Source organism: Treponema sp. UBA3813 (assembly GCA_002368605.1).
Taxonomy (GTDB): domain Bacteria; phylum Spirochaetota; class Spirochaetia; order Treponematales; family Treponemataceae; genus Treponema_D.
The window spans coordinates 1-18,858 of sequence record DFEB01000006.1; the positions used below are offsets into that span (position 1 = coordinate 1).

Here is an 18,858-nt window from a genome sequence, read left to right on the forward strand (position 1 = left end):
AATGTGAGAATAACTATATAGAAATTGCGAGTTTGTGTCAATATCAAATCCTTTAATTTTTTATATTTTTTTTATTTTCCGACTTCTTCGGTCTGTCCAAATTCGCAGATTGCGTCGTAAACATTCGCATGTTCCAATAACTCAAGATTTTTTCCAATCTTTTTATAGACACGAACTTCTCCAGTACCGACACCTCCCAGGATTTTTAAAAGGCAGCGTTTTCCCTGAGGCATTTCATAATCTCGGACAAACATTTCTTTGCCCTTGCAGAATAAATCGACATCAATGACAAAGCGACCTTTATGAATGCTTACAGTCCAATGCACTCGGTCTCCGTCAGAACTGTCGCTCATTTGAGAGCAATCGTGGATTATTGCGTCTTTTTTGAAAATTCCTCGATTCTCAACAGTGTATTTTTCACCTTCAAAATTCAAATATGCGCATAATTTTCCACCAAATTCGCCTTCCAGAGAGAAACAAGAATTCAGCATCTGTTTGCCAGAAATTATGCTTGTCATTTTTGATGAAGAAATATGAAAATATGGAGAATTCGGGCTTATTCCCCAGCTTTTGTCGATATAACCATTTGATGATTTTGGAAGGACAACATATTCCTCTTCATCAAGATGCACTGTTCCGGAAAAAACAGACTTAACGCCAAGCGGTGTCCATAAATAATGCTTCCGGTTGTAAAGAGGGCTACACTCAATTATACGTTCAAATTTCAGCTCCCAACTCATTGCTCCCGCATTACATAAAAGCTCTGGTCGGATACGCAAATCCTGAGAAGAAACTACAACAGAACCAGACAAAGCGTTTGATCTAAAGAGACAGTCTCCGACTTTAAATGTTTCTGTATTTTTTATGAATGAAAACATTGATGAAGCATGAAATTTATTCATCTGCTTACCGTTTGAACCAAACACACCGGCCTTAACGAGAACATAAGACGGCAAAACGGCAATCTCATCATTAGCATGAGCTGCTGAGGCTGTACCTGCAAGAGCATACTGTAAATCTGACTCCGAAAGTGCAAGCCGAGACTTCTGACTAAGCACAGCAACTTTGGGAGATATTCCAGGATTTACGATAAATAATTCGACAAAAAACTTTCGTTCCTGACCGGTTGCCTTACTAAAAGCTGAAAAAACATATCGCCAGCGTTCAAAACCTTCCTGTCGCAATTTTCCGCGGAGTACATATTGGTCAAAACGCTTGTTTACTTTAGAATTTGCCATATTTCTGCCCACCAAAACAGTTTAATTCAATTTTAAACTTCTATCTTCTTAGATTCTCGACAAACTAAGGAGCAAACTTTAGCAGGCAGGAATAAATGTTTAGGAGGCCCTATTTAAGGAACTTGTTGAGCGTACTATCGATATTCTCTTTTTCGAGAGGAAAATTATCGTCAAGATACTGAAGGCACGCAATGCCAGCACTCTGCACATGTTCGAACCAAATGCGATACAATTCAGGTTCCAAATCCTCACTGGGAAGAGGAGCTCCCTGAATATCAGAAACAAGCTGTCGCATCATTTTTATACAAGTATCAAATTTTTCATTTTTCATAGGATTCTCCAAAAAGATATCTTTTTAATTATAACGGCAGGTGTATAATTTTTCCAGCAAAACCGTGCTCATTAAGCGATTTTTTATCAGAAATTATTGATTTCTTCTTAAAATTCTCTATTTTCTCTGTTTTTTGTGCATGGGAAAATTCATAAAGCCGCTTAAATCCAGCTTTTAAGTTTTCTGGATTAGAATGTAAGATTCCAAGAATCTTTTTTTCTCGGTCTTCATCACAAATTCCATACAAAAGCCGGGTAAGGGCGCTTGATCCTCTGCCTTTCGGCGACTGAGGCTGAATGAAATGACTGTAACATCCCATTATCGCGCAAACAACCTCTTCTTCAGAAAAATCAAGTTCGCTCGCTTCTTTAAGACAAAGCTCAAATGCATCGCAGGAATCAAAAGGATTCGGGTCACGATAAGTCGCAAAAATGAGCGCTCCGACCATTGGTTCAGCATTACAAAAGGCACCATAAGCACCTCCAATCGTGCGAATTTTCTCCCATAGAAGATTATTCGAAAGCCAGTGTGTGCAGACTTCCTCCGTGAAACTAGCTTCATCTTCATATCGTGAAGCCGGAATACACTCGGCAGCATAACCAACTTGAGAAGATGTGACAAAAAGCTCGGAATCAGAATCAGCACTAACCTCCCCTTCAATTTTTGTGAGCGCATAAAAATCTTCGTCATTACAAGCAAAAGGATTCTTTGGGGCCGAAAGACCGACTGTATCTATAAACGAAGGGAGCATAGAATTTATCTTCTCAAAGCCCGAATTTTCCGCTGTAACATGGATAAAAGCCCCTCCGTTTTTGATTTCCTTGAAAATCCTCTTAAATGAATGAAGTGTTTCTGATATTGGAGCCGAAGCGATTCTTTTGATAGAAAAATACTGACTCAACCCGTTCCAAATTTCATCAACGGCATTTTTCCGAGAGAGATTGCACCAGACGCGATTGGATACAAAAGTGTGCCCGTCAGGAATAACCGAAGCTTCAAAATCATTTCTACTTTCGGTGAGAATATCCTGCACGCGCTTCTCGTCAGAAAAATCAACTCCTGTCAGACAATCACTCAAAAGTGCAAGGGCCTCAGCGGATTTTTCCTCAAGCATCGACATTCTGAAAATCACCCAGTCACGCTTAATCCAATTGTATTTTTGGGAAAGCTTCCGCGCGTTTTCAGTATCAGGGCCTTCCATTGTGAGAAGATTTACGCCGAGTCCGCCAGTATTAAGAGCACATTCCTCAGCAGATTTTGCCCAATCAAGATCTTTCCAGCCGCATTCCGTCACGCAGTCAGCAAAAGCTGGCAAGAGAGGATAATCTTTGGGAGAAAGCACATCCGCAGGAAAGCCAATGTCAAGATAAATGATTCCGTTCGTATTTTCGACATTTTTTATAAATGGAACAGAAGATGTATCATAGCCCTCAAGAAAATCGATTTCGGTCTCAGGCCTGTTCATCATAGGTTTTCCGTCTGTGATAAAATCTTCAGGCGTAAGATGAGGAAGACAAGTCGTATCATCATCACTCTGCTGGAAAGAATGCAGTTTATCGTTTTCTGCCTTGATTTCCTCTATACTGGTGTGTTTTAAAAAATCAGCGACACGCTCCTTTTCGGCTTTTTCCCGTTTTTTCGTGTAATTTTTTGACGGAGCGACAACAACAAGAGAACGGCTTTTATTTTCGAGCAAAAGTTTTTTAAATAAATTCTTCAGGTAAGAAGAATCCTCCTCAATTTTTGCGCGGATTTCATCCAGATGAGAGCGCAGCCGAATCTGATTTTCGATGCCGTCACCGTAAAGCCAGCCGTAAATAGGGCGAGCCATAAGCGAAAGGGCAAAAGGTCCGTTCCCCCTCTTTATTTCACGATGGGAAAATTCAAGCGTTGTAAGAGTTGATTCGACATCTTTTTGGGAAATACCATCTTCAACAAGTTTTTTTATCGTATCAAGCACGACTTTTTCAACTTTTCTTTCATCACCTTTTTTTACACCACGAAGCCCCAGGGTAAGCGTTGATGTAAAAATCGATGAAAAAAGTCCATTTTGAGGCGCTAAATCCTCTCCTAAAGAAGACTCTAGCAAAGCCTTTTGAAGTGGTGAGCCGTCATGATTGCACAAGATTCCTGTGAGTACCACCTTTTCTGTGGCAGAAAGAGCATTTTCTGCCCTTCCTAAAAGCCAATTTACCAGAACAGTGTTGCTTTCCTCGCCGTCTCCACTGGGGCCCTCTGCATAAAGGACGAATGGCTCATTAATTTTCTCCGGAGTTACCAGCTTGCGAAAATCAGAAATACGCTTTTTAATCGCCGCTTCCGACACATCGATATCAGGGAATTTTTTTTCAAGGCGCGAGAGAAATTGTTCCTGTAAAAAATCAAGTTGCTCTTCTGTCGGAATATTCCCGTGCAGGAACACAAAACAATTGTCTGGCCGATACCAGGTCTTATGGAAATTCAAAAAATCTTCGTAGGTGACATCAGGAATTTCAAGAGGATCTCCTCCAGAATCCTTTTCATAAATCGAACCTTTTAAAAGACTTGCAAGGGAAATGTCAGCCGCTACGGAATCAAAAGAAGAATAGCTTCCCTTCATCTCATTATAGACAACACCCTGAATTGAAACCCCGCCCTTATCATCCACCTCAAATCGATGAGCTTCCTGCATAAAAATCTCGCGGTCGAGCCGGGGGAAAAATACAGCATCCCCATACACTGACATAAGATTAAAATAATCAGCCTTAGCAATCGAACTTGCAGGATAGACAGTTTTGTCTGAATAGGTCATCGCATTAAGGTATGTCTTCACACTTTGGTTCGACATTGTGACAAAAGGATCTTTTAAGGGATATTTTTCAGAACCACAAAGAACAGAATGCTCAATGATGTGAGCCAAGCCCGTTGACTTTGTGTTAGGCGTGCGGAATGCAAATGCGAAAAGATTCTCGCTGTCATCATTAAGAAGATGGAAAACTTCAAGAGCAGTTTTTTTGTGTCTGAGATGAATTGCCGTAGAATGATAATCAGCAACTTCAAAAACATTCAGGACTTCAAAAGATTTATAGATATCGCCTTTTTTCAGCTTAGACATAGAGTTCATCATCTCTTCCTTTTATGTACAATTTTCCGTCTTCATGCGCTCGTCGCAAAGTCGCAAAAAACTGAGCCGTCGCCTTCTCGCAATCACTTTTTCGCATAGGATGCAGGAACTCTTCTGTTTCAAGAATCGACTTTCGGCGGTTTTCAGACACATTCCGTAAAATCTTATCTCGGAAATCTTCTTTTTTAGTAGCGATAAGATAAGCAATTTCTTCCTCATCCATATCATGCAGCTTGTCTTGAATAAAACGGTCATCAGCATTGATAATATCTTCAGCTGTAAAGAGCCGTTCCCGCAAATCCTCACCAAGTTCAGAGTCTTGCTCGGCAAGATTGTTCAAGATTCCTTCTTCCGCCTCTGGAGACATGCGCTTTAAGATTTGTGCAAGAACATTTTTTCCGTCTATGGAATCCGACTTTGAAGTTGCAAGATGATTCATTTTCTCTTGAAGTGCCTTATCAACACGCTGAACGATTTCTGGAGAAATTTTAGTGAGTTTAGCAAGGCGCATGACCACATCTTTTTTATCCTCAACTTCAAGGGCATTTATTACTTGGGCAGAAATTTTAGGATTAAGATAGGACAGAACAAGAGCTTTCACCGCATTAGACTCATCTTTTAATAAAAGGGAAACCCGGTCGCTGTCAGATTCAGCAAGATATTCAAAAGGCTTTCCTGAAATATTACTGGTCGTTTTTTCGAGTATAACGCTGGCCTTATGTGTTCCGAAAGCTTTCTCAAGAATAGCACGGGCTGTATCGACTCCCCCCTCTTCCCGCGCTTGTTTTACAAGCCCTTGGAATTCTTTTAAAATCTCTGTTGCTTCTTCCGGCTCAACATAACGAATCGAAGCTATTTCTGGAATTATTTTTTCAGTTTGCTCTTCTGTGAGATGGGGCAAGATTTTTGCGGCCTCATCAACTCCGATAAGCATAAGAAACTTTGCGACACGACGATAAATATTCTCTTTTCCGTCTTTTTCCCGTGGTTGCTCCGGAACTTTTATCAAACCTCCAGAAGTAAGGGCTTTAGCAGCAACACGAGCAGATTCATTTCCTTGAAAATTTTTGTCGCTTAACTGAGGAAAAAAGCGTTTGTCAAAGATTTCGTTTATAGTTTTATGATGTTCCGCTTGATTTATATTTTGCTCTGGATTTTTGATACCAGACACTTTTTCAAAAACAGGTCTCTGGATATTATTTTCGGATTCCGACTTAGCAGATTCTGTTTTTTCGGTATTTTTATAAGCATTAATTCTAAAGCTATTCAAGTTCATATACAATTATTTTACATTTTATAAAAGAGACTTACAAGCATTGATTAGTCTGCAATAAAAAAAAATAAAAGCATAAGACATAAAAAAAAACCCGCTGAAAATTCAACGGGTTTTTACAGAAGAATCTGTTTAAATTCGACTACCAGTCATCGTTCATATCGTCTTCATCACGGTTTTCAAGATCGTAAAGGTCTGTAACAGCGCGAAGATCATCAAGATACATATAGTATGTACCACGAGCAAGCATCGGATTACAGTCAACGCGGAATCCAACGATACGAAGACCAGGTTTTACACCATTGTAAGCTGAAGACTGGATAATTCCATGCTCTCCATCCGGAGTTGGCGGAACAGCAACAGACATCTTTTTCCAGCCAGAGAAGCCGAGTGAACCGAGGTACAACTCGAAGTTATTGCCGTTGTAATCCTGAACGAGGACATACATCTGATGATCCATGTTTCGTCCTGCGACCCAGACAGAAATCGTTTTTGTTACGCCTTCAATTGGAATCGGGCGTGCTGATTTAATGAAAAATGAATTAACTCCACGGCGGAAGAATTCAACTTTAATACCAAGTACGCGTGAATCTTCAGCTTCCTCTTCACCTTTGAGAGGTTCTTTAGCCAAAGGATTTCCATCGAAAAGACGAGCGTTGATTACACCGTTATCAGGAGAAATATGAGCGTTCCAGCTTCCTTCCAATTCATAGCGGTCAACTGAAACTTCGCGAAGAGCCTGACGAGCTGAATCATTTCCGATTACAGTAGGATCTGGCGAAGCAAGGCTCTCGTTGTCATTCTGACGATTGTTATCCTGTGCAAAAACTGCCGCAGAAAGTGCCAATGCAATAGCAACTGTAAGTAACTTTTTCATTATTTAGCCTCTCCTTGTGATGATGTGCTTCCGCTTGAGCTTGAGTCGCCGAATTCAACATTTTTAAGTTCGTATCCGTCGAAGATGTTGCTCAATGCATTTGTAGAGAACTTGAGCTGGTCAAAGAAGATATTGAAATCATCAACATACTCATCAGGATCAGTTCGGACACGGAATCCTACGAATGTCATTATTGTTGGACCTGAGCGCAAGCGAGAATGCTGGCGGATATATGATGGAATCGGAACGATTACATTGCGCCAGCCATTGAACGCGAGATTGCCAGCAGGAAGTGTATAAACACGACCATCAGCATCACGAACCAAAAGGTCAATGTAGTAAAGGTAATTTGCACCCCATACCCAGAAATCAACCTGAGTAACAGTACCAACAAACGGAATCTCGTATGGCTTACCTTCGCTCTCAGGATATACCTCAAACCAGTTTTCACCCTTACGGAGATAGCTTGTTTTTACACCGAGAACTTTTGGTGAATCACCTTCTTTATTGAACAATTTGAGAGAATTCGGCTGTCCTTCAAAATATTCCAACTTGGGGAATCCCTTTTCTGAATCAATATAATGACTTGCCTGAACTGCCCATGTCCAATTATGTGCTTCCGTGCTATTGACCGTTTTGCCAGGCACCTGATAATCCTGAGAACCGACATTGTCAAAATTATCAATGATTCTTGTTTCTACGGCCTTTGAGCTTGGTTGTGCAACTGCTGGAACTGATAAGGCAAGCAAGAATGCAAAACCAGTAAAGACTACTACGCCCTTTTTCATTCAAAACTCCTTTTTCTTTATTTGTGTTCTTTTTATAAGACACCATATTTTTATTAATATCGGCAGAACTTTTTAAAAAGCTCACAAAATCATATACAATTATATTTCTAGCATACATCTTTGTCAAATAATTTGAAAGAGGATTTTTCTTTTTTTCTCACAATTTCCGTGACTTTTTTTCCCCTTTCTGAGAAATAAATTATTTTCAGATGAATTTAACATATTTCTTGATTTTCTGCCATTTTCGACTTACTATAATAGATATAATTTGAAATCATTTTTATAGGAGAATTATAGGATATGACTTCTTACAAAGAAATTGGCCTCGTGAACACAAAAGATATGTTCGCAAAGGCAATGAAAGGCGGATACGCAATCCCGGCTTTCAACTTCAACAACATGGAACAGATGCAGGCAATCATCATGGCTTGCGTCGAGGCTAAATCACCAGTTATTCTTCAGGTTTCAAAAGGCGCGCGCGCTTACGCTAACCCGAACATCCTTCGCAACATGGCTCGCGGTGCAGTAGAATATGCCCATGAGTTGGGTTGCGACATTCCAATCGTACTTCACCTTGACCACGGCCCAAATTTCGAGGTCTGCAAAGACTGTATCGACAACGGTTTCTCTTCTGTCATGATTGACGGCTCTGCCCTTCCCTACGACGAGAATGTTGAGCTCACAAAAAAAGTCGTGGAATACGCTCACAAATACGATGTAACCGTCGAGGCTGAGCTTGGCGTTCTCGGCGGCGTTGAGGACGATGTCTCTGCAGAAGAATCAAAATACACAAAGCCAGAGGAAGTAATCGACTTCACTTCAAAAACAGGCTGTGATTCTTTGGCAATCTCAATCGGAACAAGCCACGGTCGCTGTAAATTCACTCCTGAACAGTGTACTCGCACTGCTGACGGCGTTCTTATTCCTCCACCACTGGCATTCGATGTTCTTGAGGCAATCGAAAAGAAACTCCCAGGCTTCCCGATCGTTCTCCACGGCTCATCATCAGTTCCAGTAGAATATGTAAAAATCATCGAGCAGTACGGCGGAAAGATTCCTGACTCAGTAGGAATTCCTGAAGAGCAGCTCCGAAAGGCGGCAAAATCAGCTGTCTGCAAAATCAACATCGACTCAGACGGCCGCTTGGCAATGACGGCGGCTATCCGAAAGCATTTCGCAGAGCATCCCGGTGACTTCGACCCGCGCCAGTACCTCGGTCCTGCCCGTGAAGAGCTTAAAAAGATGTACATGCACAAGTGCGTTGATGTCCTCGGTTCAGCAGGACACGCCCTCGACTAGTTTTTAATGCATAATTTATAATTGCGGGACGGGACATTGCCTTGCCCTCCCGTGAATTTAGACGCGGATGACGCGGATAAACGCAGATATAAAAAGAAAATGCCCGGCGATACGAAAGATTTTCGTAAAACCGGGCTTTTTTTTTGCGGAACCAGAATTCCTAATTCCTAATTTTAATTGTCCCAGCTCATCATCTGATCGTCGATGGGTTTTCCGGGGATTGCCATCGGGAGAATCATTTCGTCGATGTCAACTTTGGCGTCAACGATACAAGGCTTGTGACTTTCAAAGGCTTTTTTGAATTCCCTGTCGAATTCGTTGTTGTTGCCCGCCTTGTAGTAGCCTACTCCGTAAGCGGCGGCGAGTTTTTCCCAATCAGGGCCAAAATCAAGCGTAGTGTGGCTGTAGCGTTTTTCGTAAAAAAGCTTTTGCCACACGCGGACATTACCCAAAGTGCCGTTGTTTACCAGAACGATGACGATTGGAAGACCGTAGCGGGCAATGGTGCAGAGTTCGTTGCAGTTCATGCGGAAAGAGCCGTCACCTGCAATGTGAACGACGCGGGCATTAGGATGCCCCACCTGAATTCCCATTGCGGCCCCTGTTCCAAAGCCCATGGTTCCCAATCCGCCAGAAGTAACGAAGCGGCGTGGCTTTCCGAAGGGATAGAACTGAGCAGTCCACATCTGGTGCTGGCCGACCTCTGTCGTGATGTAGGCATCATCTCCGGCGTATTTGTGTACGGTTTCAAGCATGAATTTTGGATTGATTGAGTCTTTTTTGACTTCTGAATAGCAGGCAGGAACTTCCTTTTTCCATTCATCAACTTTTTTGAGCCAGTCTTTGTGGTCTCTTTTTTCGATGAGAGGCAAAAGCCGTGTCAAAATATCTTTTACATCGCCTACAAGCTGCTCCTGAGCAGGAATATTCTTGTTGATTTCGGCAGGGTCAATATCGATATGAAGAACTGTTGCGTTTGCGGCGAAAACTTTTGGGTCACCGATTACGCGGTCAGAAAAGCGTGAGCCAAGGGCAAGAACCAAATCACTTTCAGTAACGGCCATATTGCTGGCCCTCGTTCCGTGCATACCCACCATCCATGTACAGAGGGGATGGCTTGCCGGGAAAACATCACGGCCCATAAGGCTTTCCGCCACTGGAATCTGGGCTTTTTCGGCGAATTCAAGGAGTTCTTTTTCGGCTCCAGAAATTTTAACGCCACCGCCTGCATAAATTACAGGCCGCTCTGACTTATTGATAATTTCGGCCGCATGTTTGATTTCTTCGTCTGTTGGCTTTGCAACGCGGACGACGCGGGAGAAATTTGAATTTTCCGAGACAAGCTCTTCAAGCCCTGTGTCGCCTTTTTTGAGAGGCTCGAATTCACATTCTTTTGCGGTGACATCTTTTGGAATGTCGATGAGGACAGGCCCCGGCCTGCCTGATTTTGCGATGATAAAGGCCTCACGGAAAGTCTTTGCCAAATCTTTTACATCTTTAACGATGAAATTGTGCTTGGTGATTGGAAGCGTGACGCCCGTGATATCGATTTCCTGGAAAGTGTCTTTTCCGAGAAGCGGAGTGCCGACATTACAGGTGATTGCCACGACCGGAACTGAATCCATGTAGGCAGTGGCGATTCCAGTAACCAGATTTGTAGCTCCAGGACCGCTCGTTGCCATACAGACACCGACTTTGCCTGTAGTGCGGGCATAACCGTCTGCCGCGTGAGCCGCTGCCTGTTCATGGGCAGTGAGAATATGATTGATTCGGTCTGAATTCTTGTAAAGTGCGTCGTAAATGTTGAGGATGTTTCCGCCAGGATAGCCGAAAACTGTGTCTACGCCCTGTTCGACGAGACACTCAATAACAATCTGTGAGCCGTTGATTTTCATAATGGACTATTTTATCAATTTATGGCACTTATTTCAATTCTTCAAGAGTTTTCCCCTGAAAATGAAGAGCCATTCCGATCGCCTTTGCAGCCGTTAAAAGCAAGTCCATGTCAGAATTCTGCCAGATTCGGTTTGTTGCGGTTGTGTCCGCCCGAAGATAGCCGTAGACAGTGCCGCCATAAGAAATTTCGACAAAGAGGATCGAGAAAATATTCTGCTTTTTGCAGATATTCAAGAGAGTGTTTTGATTGCTGGCGGCAAGTTTATTTACATCGTTTATGTAGAAGATTGATGTGGAATTGTTTACATTGAGGGAAACAAGGGCATTGTCGATATACTCAAATTCTTTTGTACGAGAAAGGGAATAAACCTCAGAAAAAATCATTGATTTTCTGCCTTGAATACAAACATGGTCAATCATGAGGGTTGTTGTAAAAAATTGCAGGAGATATGGAACGGACTGCCGTAAATCATTAGACTTTGCAAGCAGGCTGAAAATCGTGTTGTGCTGCTGCATTGAATTTGACGAAGGCCCGTCACTAGAGTGGATTTTGATGTCTTTATGCTTTGAGTCAAGGTAAATGATGAAGCAGCTTCTGCCTTTTTGCTTTCCTCGATAGAGAGCCTTATCAGCTTTCTCGAAAAGTTCCTCGTAAGAAGATCCATCAATAGAGAAACGAGAAAGCCCGGTCGTTATAGTAATAAAAATTGCAGGATAATCGGGAACAGAAAAATTCCCAAACTGAGCATGAATTTCACGGCAGACCTGCCAAATTTCATCGTATTCTACAATATCAGGAATAAGAAGGATGAACTCATCGCCACCAAAACGACCAACGAAACCTTTTTTTCCAACACCGTCCTTGATTCTTTGGGCTATAATCTGAATTACCATATCACCGACACTGTGTCCGTAGCCGTCATTCACATTCTTAAAATTATCACCATCAATCAACATGAGGGCAAAAGGATGCTGTTCTTTTATGAGGATTCGAGCAAAATTTTCGATAGCAAAGCGTTCATAAACGCCAGTAAGAGAATCGAATTTAGCTTCTATTTTGTCGAGCAAAAACTTATCCATATCCTTATCAGTATAAGCCATTTTTTGAAAAAATCCAATTCTATTTTAAAGAAAGGCGGATTTTCACAACAAGAGAAATATGATATTTTGACTTTATGCGCATTCTTTTTTATTCCACAAGTTCAAGTCTCTACGACGGCGAACATATTTTTTCAAAAACGCTTCCTTCATGGGCCGGGCAATGGGATTTTCTCGCAGAAAAGCACCCTGAGCATGAGTTTATTATCGCAAGCCAGCTTCCAGGAATGTTTATGCTTGACTTGATTGGAAACGAAATCGCGCAAAAATCCGAGAAAATTCAATATCATCTTATTCAGAACGATTCAGAAAAGAAAATCGCCGAGGAACTTGCGGATTTAAAGCCGGATTTGGCCATTGCCCTCTCTTTTTATGTCACCCCCTACGACTGGCTTACGGTAAAAGACGCAATGGTGGCAGATTTTTTGAGGCAAATGGGAATCCGAACAATCTGTCATTCCGTCGAGACAGCCTTAATCTGTTTTGACAAGTGGCGAACCCACGAATTTTTAGAAAAAATCGGCGTGAATTGCGCAAAAGCCGTGTACATGCACCACGAACTTTACATCAACGGTGGAAACAGGCGGGAATTAAAGAGCAATGTCTACCGTGACGCAATTTTCCATCAAATCAAGAGACTCAAATTCCCGGTGATTATAAAAGACACCACGGGATTAAGCTCTTTCGGTGCGGATGTGGTGAATAATTTTGAAGAGGCTTTGGGTATTCTTCGCTCAAAAAAGACAACTTCCGACAGAATAATAGAAGAAATGATTAGCGGAGACCAGTTCGGCTGCGAGATTTATGGAAAAAGCGGCGAAGGCGACTACAAGATTCTCCCGCCTTTTTTGTTCAGCGTGAATCAGTACGGAATTACAAGCCCCAAGCAGAGTGTGAAAATTGGCCCCTTTCTGGAAGAAAATCTTGTTCAAAACGAAAAATACAAGCTTTCGGAATTACGCAAGATGCTTTTAAAGATGGCAAAGGCCTTGAAGCTGGACGGAATTGCCCAGGTTGACTTGGTTTTTAATGGAAAAAAATGGTTCGTGATTGAAATAAACCCCAGGCTTTCAGGCATGAGCACAACCTATGCGGCCAGTGCAGGGCAACCTTTGAGCGAAGTAATCTTTGAATATTTAATGACTTCCTCACAGAACGCACAGAGTTCACGGAGATTTGGTTTTCAATTTAAGCCCACCGTGAACATAAAATTTCCCATTATGCCAGAAGAGAGGCTTTTGGAACTGAAGGCACTGCCCTACACCGCTTTCGTGAACCAGATTGAGAACCGGGCGGCTAGGCAGATTCGGGAGCAGGGATATTGCGAGGTTATTGTGACAGGCGAGACAAGAGACGAACTTTTGGAAAATCTTTGCGATTTAAGGGAGAAGTTTTCTGATGTGGCGGAAGAGCATTTTTTTGAGACGGCCATTTTTCTGGGAGAAAAACAGCGTTTATGTGGGGGTTGAATTATAAGTTGTTCCTACAAATTGGCATTTGTAGGAGTAACAAGAGACGAAAATTCCGCTATACACGGCGGGGTTGAAAAGGCTATACAGACAAACTAAGACGATTTCGTCACGGCATCTTTTTTGATAATCGGAAGAATGCGCCCCGTGGAAAGGGCTGGAACTTGGAGCAAATACTCTGAGATTTTGCTCTCAATAAAGTATCCATAACTAGGTGTAAAAGAAGATACATATCCCTCTTCAATTTCGTAATAATACCCGATGTCGACATCTCCTAATTCAGACAGATAGTGCTGAATGTTTGTTTCGTTGTTGGTGTTCAAATTTTCCACATCAGCGGAGAACTTATTGTCTTTTGAAAACAGCGTACAAATCAAATTTTTTTCTTTGTTCGCAAAACTAACATAGTAACAATAAACGCCTTCTTTTTCTTTTAGAACTGTATTATAGCCTAATTCTTGCAGAGGTTCGGCATCGGTTATAAAAAATTCAATTTTCGTGTTATCGGCATTTTGGAGTATCTGAACGCACATATTTGAAGAACTTTCAAATTCATTCAAATCATATCCTTCGGGAAGGTGAATCGTTTCTGTTGAGTTGGTTTTGAATTTTATATTTTTATAGGCATCGTTTTCAGCATTTGCGAAAGTCAGTGTGAATTCTACTTTTTCCTTGTTTTCGCGCAAGTCGTTCCAATACACTTCTGTCTTTTTACAACTGATGAAAACGCAAATAACCATACTATAAAGAATTATTAAGATTTTCCAATGCATTATTGTCATAGTATTTTACATTCTCCTTGTTTGCATTTAATAAGTCCAACGCTTCGTCTTTTGATAAGACTTGATTTATAACTTCATCTTTATAATTAAGACCTGTTACTGTTACAGACCAATTAGTAACTTTTCCATTAGTTACCGTATAATTAAGTTTGACATCAGAAACACCTCGGAAAAGTTTTGCACTGACACTCAATCCAAGAATTGCTGCATTGCCAACAGACTCTGCCCTCGATGGAATACCATCACTTGGTATATCCTCGAGTGTAGCATCCGATTGCTTTGGCAATGCCGTTGCCAAATTGTCTAGTGGATGTTTTTCTAAAATGATATGTCTGTACGAGCTGTTTGAGTTTCTTTCAGAAATTTTTCTTTCATTTGAAGTTGATTCAGTCCCGTATGGAGTTTTATTTAAATTCCCTATCAAGGAATCCATATCCACTTTTGCCGGAGATGCTCTTGAAGCGTTTGCATATTGCAGACAGCTTGCAGAGAATTTATCTTTCCCTGTTGAAATTGATTTTACAAATCCCCAAAAATAGAAATAGAGAGAACTTCTTCCGTCTGGGTCTGTATACTTGACAGGGTTGTTGGCGGCGTAGTGGTACAAATTGCCATTTGTCTAACGAAACGCCCTTTTCAGCCTCCTTTGGCTTTATTATACCACGGAAAAACAGAAATTCTGTGTTCTGTTTTTTAAATTTCGGAAGAATTCTGACTTTTAAGCAGGAATTCTTCCGAAATTCTGCGCATTTTAAGCCTTGTTCCTACAAATTGGCATTTGTAGGAGTAAAACCTAGCGTTTTCAGAAGGAGTGAAAACGCTAGATGTGGGGTGTAATTCAAAATATCAGTATGAAATCACTTCTCTTTTAATATCATTTTTATTATTTAATATTAGATATTTTATAATTTTTCTTTCCTTTGTATTTTCAACCGTGATTAATAAATCAGCATCCTTACTATCAAAAATATAGACACCAAATAATACATTTTCATCCAGGTAGTAAAAAAAACGAGACGTCGCATGTAAGCCATAAGCTCCTTTTAGTGACTCGTTTTTATTATAAATATTGATCCTAAGTTTTTCTTTAGATTCAGTATCAATATAATAAACTTCTTTTTCTTCACTAGAACAACTACAATTATTATGAAGATATTCAATTCTTGTAAAATACTCACAAATTTGATTATATTCTTCTAGTTTTTCCAGTAAGGGTTTATATTCATTCATTTTTTTTACAAACTGGTTATATTGATTTTCATAGTTGTTTATTATTTCTTTTGCAAAAGCTGATATCTGAAATAATAATAATATTACGATAATATACAATTTTCTTACTGCCATCCTCCACCTCCATACAATGTCTCATCAGAGTATCTAGTAAATTCATATTTTGTAATTTTCCAAACTTCAACTCTTTCCGATTCTCCAACTCCATGATATTCCATATAAATTAATTCCTCCTTTTCAGGATCATTAGATAAAACTGTTGCCGTGTGCCATTGATCATTTGGATTATCTGAAATAAAACTTATAACATCACCAGGTTTTAACATCGGGCCAAGGACCTTGGGATCTGTTATACGATTTCCTTTTTCATCCTTATAGAAATTAATTTTACCAGATTTAGCTAAATCTCTTGCTATAGAGTATGGATTTGGATTTAATTTAGGAGAAACCCATGTATTCCTAAAACAGATTGCTCCACCTGCACAAGCAAACCAAAAATCAGGTCTTCCTTTTTCAGAATTTATTCCTCCCAAAAAATCATAGGTTTCTTTTGATAAGACACCTTTATTATAATGTCTTGGAACAAAAGTTCCAGGTGTCCATTTTTCTACACCATCAAGAATCTTCTGTATATTCTCATTAAGTTTTTTAGTGTCTTTACTATTTCTTCCATCCGGGTCTATATAGCGTACAGGATTATTCCCTGCGTAGTGATACAAATTGCCATTTGTAGGACTAAAGCGCCCTTTTCAGCCTCCTTTGGCTTTATTATACCACGGAAAAACAGAAATTCTGTGTTTTGTTTTTTAAATTTCGGAAGAATTCTGAATTTTAAGCACGAATTCTCCCGATTTTTTATGATTTAAAGGTTCTTTTTCCTACAAAATGACAGACTTATTTTATAACCTCCCATGAGCCATTTTTATTTGCTCCAAGTCTTTTCAAAAGTCCTTTTGCCTTCAATGACGCAATAACACGATCCAGAGTTCTGCTCGACAAGTTTGAGCTTTTCACGAGGTCGGTTTTTACGATTTTTTTATTACTTCTGAGAATATTTAAAACCTTTTCTTCGTTTTCTGTAATTTCAATATTTATTCCGCCGTTTATTTCGCCATTTATCTCGCCATTCCTGTCTTTGCGGGAAAATTCAAAAGTAAAGTCATTTTCATTGTTTATGTAATTTACAGTGACTCCGGCCTCTTTGCATAATCGGTAAATCTTTTTCAATCCGTAACCGGCAGTTTCAATGTCTTTTCGCATATAAAGGACATTTGCAATAATCTCATTTCGTAAATATGATTTCAAATCTTTCTTGTAGAAATCCTCGGGTAAAAACTCATTCGCAAACGCGCCTGGATTGATAATTGAAATTCTGTCTGAATAAATATCTATTTCATGCTCTACATTGCCATCGTACCTTGCGTGGGCAAAGCTGTTTACAATTGCTTCCCTCAAAGCATCAAGCGGCACTTCAGGAATTTCCTTGCGCTCAAGAGTTTTTCCCTGACTTTCAACTCTCCAGCGGATATTCTTGATTATAAATTTCATGGATTCCTCTACAAGCTCAAAAATATTGCCATTGATTTTGTTCAAATCCAAAATAGTTTCACGTTGACTTGTCGCAAACACTATTGTTTTTAAGATTATTGGCTTATTTTTGGAAAACAGCATTTTTCCGGCATTGTTAAGTCTATTTTTGCTTGTCAAATTCAACATGTTAAGAATATGGCCCGAATTAAAATCAATTTCCGGCAACCGCCCTGATTCCGTCGCATCTTTGTAGAATCTCTGCAAAGCCAACTCATCGACATCTTTTACAGTTTCATTTGAACCCCTGATTTCCCAGTTTTCCTCATATTCTCTTGAAATCATCAGCTTGCGCAGCTCAGAAGGCGTAAGCTCCCTGTCTTCGTCAAAAGTGCGCATATAATATTTCCCGAAGGCAGAATATGGCGTATCAACTCCAGAAAAAGAAACTTTTATGACATCAATGCCGCTGATTCTTTCTTTAATGATAGTCGGGAAAATCTGCGGCCTAATGCTCTCATAAATCTTTCGAGAAACATCTCTTAAAGTAGAATCTGTAATTTTAAATTTATAAGGAGCCCCATCATTTTTAAGTCCAAAATAAAGAACTCCGCTTTTATGTTTGTTCAATATGCTGGAAATTGAAATCATTCCTTCATTTATTTCTGATGTGGTTTTCTTAAATTCAACCTGTTCGCTTTCTTCCATGTCAGAATCCCCTCTCAGCAGAATAAACAAAATGGCGAAATAAATCAAGTTTTCTGGCGAAATATTTACTCCTACAAATTGTCATTTGTAGGAGTAAAGACTAGCGTTTTCAGATGGACGGAAAACACTAGATGTGGGGTATGGGGATAATCTTTAATTTTGAATATAAAAATCCACTTTTTTTTCTTGTCCATCTTCCCAAAAATCATTAGCAGCTTTTACACAATCAAGAAAAATATTCTTTTCTTTCGTATTGTCTTCTAACAAAATTTTATCAAAATCTCTGATTATAATTATTATGGAATTAGAATGTATCCAATCCAAGTCCTGAAGACAATCATCAAGGGCATTCCAATTATTTCCAAAGTAATTTGGAAAGTGTAATATTTTTGCTATTTCAGAAAACAAATCACTTCTTGTTTTCATATTCTTTCCTTCAAGGATAAATAAATTTGCTGAATTTGTTTTTATGATAGTTTTAAATTCCGTTGTATTTATAAATTTCAACATATTTTACTCCATTTGTGTAAATGTTTTGTAATGGTCTGTGGTTTTCCATGCAGAACCATCCGAACCTGTTACTAACCTTTCTGCTCCTCGATTTTGTCCTTGAATATGTGGGTTCACATCCCATTCTTTATAGTTTATTGGATTTCCATTAGAATCTGTTTTTGGCAATGTCTGATAACCATCACCACCACGATTTTGAAAAGTTCTACCACCTTTATATCCATTAGGAGGATTTCCTGTTTCTTTTACGGTATTTAATGTTTGTTGAAATTTATCTGGAGTTTTGGTTTGTAAAACGGTTGAACCAATGGCAACTCCCGCAACATAACCAACGCCGCCTCCAATCCCGCCGCCCAAAGCGGCTTTATCAACACCGTCTAATAGATTGTTGCCCTGATATGCATTTATGGCAACATCAGTACCTGCGGCTACAGTAGCGCCTCCAATTACAGCTACTCCACCAACAGCTGCTGTAACAGCAAGAGAAGCTCCGCAGGTAAATCCTGCCAATGCACCGCCAGCAGCTCCACCTATCGCCGCTGCTACTATATCTTTTTTTGAACCGCCTGCAAGAGCTGTCGTTACGGCTCCAACTCCAGCTCCTATAATGGCACCGGCCCCCGCTGCGATGATATTAAAGACTCTTCCGTCAGGGTCTATATAGCGTACCGGATTATTGGCCGCGTAGTGATACAAATTACCATTTGTCTAACTAAACGCCCTTTTCAG

The 18,858-nt window shown here is 40.2% G+C and carries 17 protein-coding genes; 2 read left to right on the forward strand and 15 right to left on the reverse strand.

Translation table 11 applies throughout. The features are described 5' to 3' along the window. Window positions 1–71: 71 nt before the first annotated feature. The 6 genes from B2089_RS00410 to B2089_RS00435 all read right to left on the reverse strand — a co-directional run bounded on the left by B2089_RS00410 (window position 72) and on the right by B2089_RS00435 (window position 7,610). Window positions 72–1,238, reverse strand: coding sequence for a hypothetical protein (locus B2089_RS00410; protein WP_296325210.1), 1,167 nt, complete (start codon window positions 1,236–1,238; stop codon window positions 72–74). A gap of 109 nt (window positions 1,239–1,347) precedes the next feature. Next, window positions 1,348–1,569, reverse strand: coding sequence for a hypothetical protein (locus tag B2089_RS00415; RefSeq protein ID WP_296325207.1), 222 nt, complete (start codon window positions 1,567–1,569; stop codon window positions 1,348–1,350). A 28-nt stretch (window positions 1,570–1,597) separates the two neighbouring features. After that, window positions 1,598–4,663 (reverse strand): insulinase family protein, encoded by a 3,066-nt coding sequence (locus tag B2089_RS00420; RefSeq protein ID WP_296325204.1) that lies wholly within the window; start codon window positions 4,661–4,663, stop codon window positions 1,598–1,600. After that, window positions 4,656–5,948 carry a flagellar motor switch protein FliG gene (locus B2089_RS00425; RefSeq protein WP_296325201.1) on the reverse strand — a complete coding sequence of 431 codons (1,293 nt, stop codon included), beginning with the start codon at window positions 5,946–5,948 and terminating at the stop codon, window positions 4,656–4,658. Before B2089_RS00425 ends, B2089_RS00420 begins: the two co-directional genes overlap by 8 nt. A gap of 139 nt (window positions 5,949–6,087) precedes the next feature. Next, window positions 6,088–6,822 (reverse strand): flagellar filament outer layer protein FlaA, encoded by a 735-nt coding sequence (locus B2089_RS00430; RefSeq protein ID WP_296325198.1) that lies wholly within the window; start codon window positions 6,820–6,822, stop codon window positions 6,088–6,090. Then, the gene (locus B2089_RS00435; protein WP_296325195.1) at window positions 6,822–7,610 is read right to left on the reverse strand and encodes a flagellar filament outer layer protein FlaA; all 789 of its coding nucleotides are present in this window, start codon (window positions 7,608–7,610) and stop codon (window positions 6,822–6,824) included. The genes B2089_RS00430 and B2089_RS00435 overlap by 1 nt, the downstream gene beginning before the upstream one ends. A 300-nt stretch (window positions 7,611–7,910) precedes the next feature. On the opposite strand from B2089_RS00435, the gene B2089_RS00440 reads away from it, so the two are divergent. After that, a complete protein-coding gene (locus B2089_RS00440; RefSeq protein WP_296325193.1) occupies window positions 7,911–8,909 on the forward strand; it encodes a class II fructose-bisphosphate aldolase in 999 nt (332 codons plus the stop codon). 173 nt (window positions 8,910–9,082) lie between these two features. Here B2089_RS00440 and ilvB read toward each other — a convergent pair whose 3' ends face one another. Then, the gene (gene ilvB, locus B2089_RS00445) at window positions 9,083–10,804 is read right to left on the reverse strand and encodes a biosynthetic-type acetolactate synthase large subunit (RefSeq protein ID WP_296325190.1); all 1,722 of its coding nucleotides are present in this window, start codon (window positions 10,802–10,804) and stop codon (window positions 9,083–9,085) included. A 28-nt stretch (window positions 10,805–10,832) separates the two neighbouring features. After that, window positions 10,833–11,885 carry a GGDEF domain-containing protein gene (locus tag B2089_RS00450; RefSeq protein ID WP_296325187.1) on the reverse strand — a complete coding sequence of 351 codons (1,053 nt, stop codon included), beginning with the start codon at window positions 11,883–11,885 and terminating at the stop codon, window positions 10,833–10,835. A 95-nt stretch (window positions 11,886–11,980) separates the two neighbouring features. Here B2089_RS00450 and B2089_RS00455 point away from each other — a divergent pair, with 95 nt between their 5' ends. After that, window positions 11,981–13,372, forward strand: a complete 1,392-nt coding sequence (locus B2089_RS00455; protein ID WP_296325136.1) for an ATP-grasp domain-containing protein — start codon at window positions 11,981–11,983, stop codon at window positions 13,370–13,372. Between the two features lie 95 nt (window positions 13,373–13,467). Here the strand turns inward: B2089_RS00455 and B2089_RS00460 are convergent, their stop codons facing one another. From B2089_RS00460 to B2089_RS00490, 7 genes are all read right to left on the reverse strand, one after another. After that, complete coding sequence (locus B2089_RS00460; protein WP_296325133.1) at window positions 13,468–14,154, reverse strand: hypothetical protein; 687 nt, start codon at window positions 14,152–14,154, stop codon at window positions 13,468–13,470. Continuing rightward, on the reverse strand, window positions 14,114–14,761 hold the full coding sequence (locus B2089_RS00465) for a hypothetical protein (RefSeq protein WP_296325131.1): 648 nt from the start codon (window positions 14,759–14,761) through the stop codon (window positions 14,114–14,116). The genes B2089_RS00460 and B2089_RS00465 overlap by 41 nt, the downstream gene beginning before the upstream one ends. 239 nt (window positions 14,762–15,000) lie before the next feature. Next, window positions 15,001–15,498: a hypothetical protein gene (locus tag B2089_RS00470; protein ID WP_296685308.1), complete on the reverse strand. Its 498-nt coding sequence runs from the start codon at window positions 15,496–15,498 to the stop codon at window positions 15,001–15,003. After that, window positions 15,489–16,103: a hypothetical protein gene (locus B2089_RS00475; protein WP_296685309.1), complete on the reverse strand. Its 615-nt coding sequence runs from the start codon at window positions 16,101–16,103 to the stop codon at window positions 15,489–15,491. Before B2089_RS00475 ends, B2089_RS00470 begins: the two co-directional genes overlap by 10 nt. 175 nt (window positions 16,104–16,278) lie before the next feature. Further along, complete coding sequence (locus tag B2089_RS00480) at window positions 16,279–17,619, reverse strand: ATP-binding protein (protein WP_296685313.1); 1,341 nt, start codon at window positions 17,617–17,619, stop codon at window positions 16,279–16,281. Between the two features lie 153 nt (window positions 17,620–17,772). Continuing rightward, on the reverse strand, window positions 17,773–18,129 hold the full coding sequence (locus B2089_RS00485; protein WP_296685316.1) for a barstar family protein: 357 nt from the start codon (window positions 18,127–18,129) through the stop codon (window positions 17,773–17,775). A gap of 3 nt (window positions 18,130–18,132) precedes the next feature. Beyond that, window positions 18,133–18,825, reverse strand: coding sequence for a ribonuclease domain-containing protein (locus B2089_RS00490; protein WP_296685318.1), 693 nt, complete (start codon window positions 18,823–18,825; stop codon window positions 18,133–18,135). Between the last annotated feature and the right edge of the window lie 33 nt (window positions 18,826–18,858).